The sequence below is a fragment of the Alphaproteobacteria bacterium genome (assembly GCA_019695395.1).
GTDB lineage: Bacteria > Pseudomonadota > Alphaproteobacteria > JAEUKQ01 > JAIBAD01 > JAIBAD01.
In genome coordinates this window covers 1-4,128 of record JAIBAD010000071.1, presented here as the reverse complement: position 1 = coordinate 4,128, position 4,128 = coordinate 1, and the positions used below count along the sequence as shown (strand labels likewise).

The 4,128-nt window shown below is 32.0% G+C and carries 5 protein-coding genes; 3 read left to right on the top strand and 2 right to left on the bottom strand.

Features of this window, described 5'->3' with window-relative positions; translation table 11 throughout:
• Together K1X44_08885 and K1X44_08880 are read right to left on the bottom strand one after the other, a co-directional pair.
• The coding region (locus K1X44_08885) for an ABC transporter permease subunit (protein ID MBX7147401.1) at positions 1 to 709 on the bottom strand (709 nt) is incomplete at its 3' end.
• Positions 710 to 795: 86 nt separating this feature from the next.
• Entirely contained in the window at positions 796 to 1,818 is a 1,023-nt protein-coding gene (locus K1X44_08880) for an amino acid ABC transporter substrate-binding protein (GenBank protein MBX7147400.1), read from the bottom strand.
• A 297-nt stretch (positions 1,819 to 2,115) separates the two neighbouring features.
• Here K1X44_08880 and modA point away from each other — a divergent pair, with 297 nt between their 5' ends.
• The 3 genes from modA to K1X44_08865 form a co-directional block, all read left to right on the top strand.
• Positions 2,116 to 2,898, top strand: a complete 783-nt coding sequence (gene modA, locus K1X44_08875; protein MBX7147399.1) for a molybdate ABC transporter substrate-binding protein — start codon at positions 2,116 to 2,118, stop codon at positions 2,896 to 2,898.
• Positions 2,895 to 3,578, top strand: a complete 684-nt coding sequence (gene modB, locus K1X44_08870) for a molybdate ABC transporter permease subunit (GenBank protein MBX7147398.1) — start codon at positions 2,895 to 2,897, stop codon at positions 3,576 to 3,578. The genes modA and modB overlap by 4 nt, the downstream gene beginning before the upstream one ends.
• A gap of 8 nt (positions 3,579 to 3,586) precedes the next feature.
• Positions 3,587 to 4,128: ATP-binding cassette domain-containing protein (locus K1X44_08865; protein MBX7147397.1), on the top strand; the 542-nt coding region annotated here is incomplete at its 3' end.

Here is a 4,128-nt window from a genome sequence, read left to right as displayed (position 1 = left end):
TACTTGGAATTTCCCAAATAATTGAAAGATTGGAAAATTTAAAAATTCCAATAAAAAATATTAAAATAATTCCTAGACTGGTAGAAAAAATAGGAAAAAATTTACCTGTTTTAATTTGGCGTTGGCGGGCCCACTTACTTAAAAAAATAAGAAATAAAATTAATAAAAGAATTGTAAACCATAAAACAATTCCTCCTTGCTCAATAATTGGTTTAGGGAAATAAAGCCCTCTTTTATTTAAAAAAATATAATCAAAAAAAGTAAAACTACTTTGCAAATCAGGAAGTGCTGTTAAAACACCAAAATACCAAAACACACATTGTAACAATAAAGGTACATTTCGGATCGTTTCAATATAAATACCTGCTAATTTTGAGACCAACCAGTTTCTAGATAATCTTAAAATACCGATTGTAAAACCTAATAAGGTGGCAAATATAATGCCCAAAATAGACACAAAAATTGTATTTAAAATACCAACTAAAAAAACACGGCCATAAGTTGATATGGATGAATCATAGAAAACAAGCTTATCAGAAATATCAAAGCCTGCAATCCGATCCCAGAAATCAAATCCTGACGCTATACCAATTTCATTTAAATTTCTTGCTGTATTATGAATAATAAATAGAAAAAAAAGAATGATAAAAACCAACACCAAAAACTGTATAATTATAGACCGCCAACGATAATCTTGCCAAATATTCATTTTTATAGGTTCTTTAAAAAAAATTAAGAGCTAGATCTTAATATATAAATTAAAAAAATCTAGCTCTTATAAATGTATTTTGCTAATTATTTATAGGGTGGAGCATATAAAATACCACCTTTATTCCATAATTGATTAAGACCTCTTTCTAATTTTAATGGGGTTTGCGCACCAACATTTCGTTCAAAACTTTCCCCATAATTGCCCACATATTTTACAACCTTATAGGCCCAATCATTAGACAAGCCAATCATTTTACCCAATTCGTCTTGAGCACCCAAAAAGCGTTTAATTTCTGGATTAGCTGATGTTTTCATCGTATCAACATTTTGTGATGTAATGCCCATTTCTTCGGCAATAATCATCGCATTTAATACCCAACGCACTACATCGCCCCAATTATTGTCGCCATGACGTACAGCTGGTCCTAAAGGTTCTTTAGAAATAATTTCTGGAAGAATAATATGATCATCAGGTTTTGCTAAAACAGATCTTTCAGCAGCCAATCCTGACGCATCTGTCGTATAGGCATCACATCGTCCACTATCATAAGCTTGACGTGCTTCTTCATTTTTTTCAAAAACTTTGGCATCAAGTTTCATATTATTGGCACGAAAATATTCTGTTAAATTTAATTCAGTCGTTGTTCCTGTTTGAACACAAACGGATGCGCCATTTAATTCTTTGGCACTTTTAACTTTTAAACTTTTGCGGACCATAAAACCTTGCCCATCATAATAATTCACCCCAACAAAATCTAATTTAAGATCTGTATCACGTGAAAAATTCCACGTTGTATTTCTAGCTAAAAGATCTACTTCACCTGATTGCAATGCTGTAAATCTTTCTTTAGCATTAAGGGGAGAATATTTAACCTTGCTTGGATCGCCAAAAATAGCAGCCGTAACCCCAATACATAAATCAATATCAAGACCTTTCCAATTACCTTTATCATCAGGGGATGCAAATCCGGCCAATCCTGTATTAATTCCACATTTAAGATATCCACGTTTTTGAACATCCTCTAAAGTTCCAGCTTTTGCAAATTCTGTTGTCGCAAAAGTCACTATTAATAAAGTGAGTATATAATAAGTCGCTCGTAAACTCATAACTTTAACTCCTAATTTATTGTTACCTATACTGATTCTTTTAAATTTTTGGTCATTTTATTGAACGTTATTTTATTAAATAATGGCAATAACATTGAGCAATAACGCTGGATAACTTAAATCTGGTAAACCCATCACCACTTTCACCTTATCCAAATATATAAATTGCTAATTTAATCAAAAATTGTTATTTAGTAAATATGATAATCTAATCCTTTATAATAATTTGTTCTTATTATTTCGTCTATTTTTTTCGCATATGCGGAACAGAATATAGAAATAAAGGTTTTAAATTTTATGATAATATTTAATCGTTTTTTTATTCTTTGCTCTTTACTTTTTTCATTTATTTCTTTTAGTTACGCAGAACAAAACACAAAAACAGAAATTTTAGTTTTTGCCGCCTCCAGCATACAAACTGTTCTCGATCGCCTTATCCAAGATTATTCTAATTTTGATAATATTCAAATTAAACCTGTTTATGCATCTAGTGCGGATCTTGCCAAACAAATTATGAATGGTGCCCCAGCGGATCTTTATATTACAGCTGACCCCCACTGGATTAATGTACTTGATAAAAAGAACTTAATTATTAAAAATACAAATAAAAATTTTTTGTATAATAATTTGGTTATTGCTGTACCCAAGGATAGTTCATTAAACCAGTTATCAAATTTTGACCAATCTTTTATTACTTATCTTCAGGATAAACCCCTTGCCATGGGGGATCCAGACCATGTACCAGCTGGTAAATATGGAAAAATGGCATTGTCGTTTTTTGGTTTATGGGATCAATTAAAATCTAAAATTGCGTATACCAAAGATGTGCGATCGGCCCTATGGCTCGTTGAAAAAAAAGAAGCTTCTGCCGCCATTGTTTACAATACTGATGCAAAAGCAAGTAATAAAGTTAAAGAAATTTTTAAATTTCCAGAAACAAGTCATGACAAAATCATTTATGTATTAGGTCTTGTTAACAAAGCAGAAAAATCTTCATCCCAAGCGGAAGATTTTTACAAATACCTTTTAAGCCAAAAAGCTAAAGATATATTTATTCAATTTGGGTTTGCTATCCCGTGATTTTATCAGAATTTGAATTGCAAGCACTTTTGCTTAGCCTTAAAGTCGGATTTTGGACAGTAGTGTTAAGTTTGCCTTTCGCTTTATTGATTGCCTGGATATTAGCCAGATATCAATTTTACGGTAAATTTTTTCTTGATGGTCTTATTCATTTACCTTTAATAATTCCTCCTGTTGTTATTGGATATTCACTTTTAACTTTATTTGGTAAACAAGGAGTTATTGGTAATTTTCTTTATAATTGGTTTGATATTACTTTGATCTTTAATTGGAAGGGCGCTGTTCTTGCATCCGCTATTATGGCGTTTCCTTTGATGGTACGTACCATTAGAATTGCCCTTGAAACATTAAATTTTGAAACAGAAATCGCCGCACGTACATTGGGTGCTACACCATTTGATGTATTTTGTTCCATCACATTGCCGCGCCTTGTCCCAGCAATTATTGCAGGAATGATCCTATCCTTTGCTAGAAGTCTTGGTGAATTTGGGGCAACTATTACTTTTGTGTCCAACATTCCTGGCCAAACACAAACCTTACCCATTGCCATTTATAGTCTAACTCAAAAAATTGGGGGCGAAGAAGCAGCATGGCGTCTTTCAATTATTTGCATCATTATTGCCTTCCTTGCTCTTTTTTTATTAGAGGCTTTTAAAAATAAAATTAAAAATCTTACTTAATTATTTCAATGCTCTCATTTGATATTTTATATAAAAGAGATCAATTTAACCTTAATGCAAAAGCCGAATGGCCTATAGAGGGCATTATTGGCATCATTGGACCATCTGGTTCGGGTAAAACAACATTAGCCCAATTATTAGCGGGTATTTTAAAACCAAAAGATGGCCTTATCAAATTTGGGGATCAGATATTTTTTGATCAATCGCAGCACATTTATATTTCACCAGAAAAACGTCGTTTTTCTTATATTTTTCAAGAACCACGTTTATTTGACCATCTTAATGTTTATAAAAATTTAATTTACGGTTATAAACGTTGTGCTACTAGTCAAAGGAAACTTCACCCCGATGATATTATAAAATTATTAAATCTGGATAATTTTCTTAAGCGCAAACCAGAATACCTTTCTGGGGGTGAAAAACGTCTGGTGTCCCTAGGCCGTGCCTTATTGGCCAATCCTCAAGCAATTATTATGGACGAACCATTAACCAACATCGACACGCAATTAAAATATAAAATTTTAAATTATATTGAACAAATACCAAATTT

Excerpts from the sequence above, each read along its gene's own strand:
- K1X44_08880 (MBX7147400.1), bottom strand. The coding sequence starts at position 1,818 with ATGAGTTTACGAGCGACTTATTATATACTCACTTTATTAATAGTGACT.
- modA (MBX7147399.1), top strand. The coding sequence starts at position 2,116 with ATGATAATATTTAATCGTTTTTTTATTCTTTGCTCTTTACTTTTTTCA.